This is a genomic window from Terrisporobacter muris (genome assembly GCF_024621905.1).
Classification (GTDB): Bacteria; Bacillota; Clostridia; order Peptostreptococcales; family Peptostreptococcaceae; genus Terrisporobacter; species Terrisporobacter muris.
Genome location: NZ_JANKBY010000444.1, coordinates 1 through 2367 on the forward strand (window position 1 = coordinate 1; position 2367 = coordinate 2367).

At 24.0% G+C, this 2367-nt stretch carries 5 protein-coding genes; 1 reads left to right on the forward strand and 4 read right to left on the reverse strand.

Annotated features, from left to right (window positions below; all coding sequences use genetic code 11):
* Positions 1 to 89: 89 nt before the first annotated feature.
* From NSA58_RS18975 to NSA58_RS18990, 4 genes are all read right to left on the reverse strand, one after another.
* Positions 90 to 488, reverse strand: coding sequence for a hypothetical protein (locus tag NSA58_RS18975; protein ID WP_257560849.1), 399 nt, complete (start codon positions 486 to 488; stop codon positions 90 to 92).
* 202 nt (positions 489 to 690) lie between these two features.
* A complete protein-coding gene (locus NSA58_RS18980) occupies positions 691 to 843 on the reverse strand; it encodes a hypothetical protein (RefSeq protein ID WP_161791909.1) in 153 nt (50 codons plus the stop codon).
* A gap of 207 nt (positions 844 to 1050) precedes the next feature.
* Entirely contained in the window at positions 1051 to 1182 is a 132-nt protein-coding gene (locus tag NSA58_RS18985; RefSeq protein WP_257560850.1) for an acetyltransferase, read from the reverse strand.
* 240 nt (positions 1183 to 1422) lie between these two features.
* Positions 1423 to 1752 (reverse strand): hypothetical protein, encoded by a 330-nt coding sequence (locus NSA58_RS18990; protein ID WP_257560851.1) that lies wholly within the window; start codon positions 1750 to 1752, stop codon positions 1423 to 1425.
* A 229-nt stretch (positions 1753 to 1981) separates the two neighbouring features.
* Here NSA58_RS18990 and NSA58_RS18995 point away from each other — a divergent pair, with 229 nt between their 5' ends.
* On the forward strand, positions 1982 to 2185 hold the full coding sequence (locus tag NSA58_RS18995) for an acyltransferase family protein (RefSeq protein ID WP_074079623.1): 204 nt from the start codon (positions 1982 to 1984) through the stop codon (positions 2183 to 2185).
* Positions 2186 to 2367 lie beyond the last annotated feature (182 nt).

A 2367-nucleotide genomic window follows, 5' to 3' on the forward strand; every position in this document is an offset into this window, starting at 1 on the left:
TTTTTTCCTACTTTATACATATAAAGATTTAAAAAAGTAGCCACTATGGCAATACCCCCGAATATTATCCACATATTTTTACCTCCCTTTTATTTCGCATTATATAACATTGGTGAATTAGAATTTATCAATCTCATATTAAGCAAAGTTACAGATGTAGTGCCTGTTTCTAACTTTTTATTAGATATGCGATTATTTACTGACATGTCTACACTAGAGACCTTGCTTCCATCAGATATAACTATATAAGCCAAATCACTATTTTCTAATCCTTTATTAAGATTATATCTAACTAAAAAATCAGTTACTCCAAGACCATTTGACTCTATACCTTGCATCGTATTATCAGTCATTACATAATTTCCTTTTTCATTTTTTTCACATACAATATACCCTTGTACAGTATCTGATAAGAGAATTACTATTTTAGAATCATCAATGTGTATTGTATCTATAATAGATAGATTTTCTTTTCCCATCTCATTCATAGAGTCATTTTCATTGAGATATTCTAATATTTCCTCATCATTATTAAAAACTATATCTTTATCGGTATATCCTATTATATATAATTGTCAATATTGCACTAATAAGTATTATAATTTTCTTCATTATACTCTCCCTTAAATTGTTGTCTAATAAATAATTACTACATTGTATATTAACATTACTGTATAATGAAGTTTATAACTAATTATTCTTATTTTTTTTCGTATTAGTTCTAGCTATTTTGCATAAAAAATCGCTAAAATAACAAATAAGTTTATATCCTAAAATTAAAGCAAATATTAAAAGTATTGTATTTATTATTTGAAAGAATAACTCCAATGTAACAGTAATCATAAAAACCTCCCCTAATATATCAAATTTTAAATTTCCACTTTTTACACATTATATATTATTTAATTACTTAGCACAATTTACAATAATGTAAGAAAGATCTGCTTTTTACCTAATAGTAGCTATTAGATTTATTTGAGCATTAAGAATCAATTATAATATTTTCTTTATCGTGTAATTTTAATACTAAATAAGCAAATAAACATCCGATTACCATTCTATTTTCCAATTTCCTGTGGGCCATACATTTAACTGATTCTCTGTATAAATGCAATGAACAGTATTATAAAACAAGTCAGCAACTTCATTACAATCACTTGATTTATATTCCCTTATTTTCATATTAACTCTCCTGTCAGATTATTATTTTCCCCTTAATTATATCAAAAAAAGCCACTGATTTTATATGCTATACATCCAAATCTATTTTATACTTATCAAATCTAAAAGTAACATTAACTTTAACAAAGTATCCAATCAAAACAACAATTGATACCCATAAAACCAATTTAGAAATTAAAATATATCCAATTGCTCCTACTAATTTTACAGTTTATTAACATTACCATTATGGCTATATAATTACCCTAATATATTTTTTATTCTTTTGTTTATATAAACTTGATAGAAAATTACAAACATTAAAATCATACAAAGAGCTACTGAAATGTTTTTATCCCAGCCATTAATTATAGCTAAAATTTCTATAACCATATTAGTTACTATTAACATTGCAATTTGCATATATTGAACTCTTAATATCTTAACTATCATTTCTTCTTTTTCTAAATCCAATTTATTTACGTCTATTTTATAAGGCGTTAAATTAAATGTATCTTTACCATTATTTTTAAGGCTATAAATCATATAAAATATAGATAATAAACACATCGAATATGCTAATATTGCCATAGCTACCCCCCTCTTCATGAAAAGATAATATAAGTGAATTATACCATCTTCAGGAAAAATATATAATAATAGTGCTTGAGTTACAGATATGCTTACATAAAATACAGAATAAAATTTAACAATGTATTAAATTCGATAAAAAAATAGATTCTATAACTAAAAATATACAACCTTGGTATAATATCATTTGTATTTATAAATAAATATAATTTATTGTAGAGGTGATATCTTGAATAATAAAAACAGGTTGTATTATTTAGATAATGCAAGAGGATTTGCACTTTTAGGTGTAGTAATTGGTCATATCTACGAAAGTAATAATGCTTTTATTAATTGGATATATTCATTTCATGTACCATTATTCTTTATAATATCAGGCGCTTTATTGTATTATAAAGATAGTATAAATAAAGTTTTTTTAGCTTACTTTTAAGAAGAATAAAGTCCATATTAATACCATATTTAATGTTTTGTTTAGTAAATATAGTATTTGAAATATTTTTAAGTCCTTCAATAGAGACAATAAAGTGGACTGTAATACAAACCATAACACTGTTTGGAATAGGTACAACATGATTTTTGCCATCATTATTTATAAGTGAAGTTATATTTATA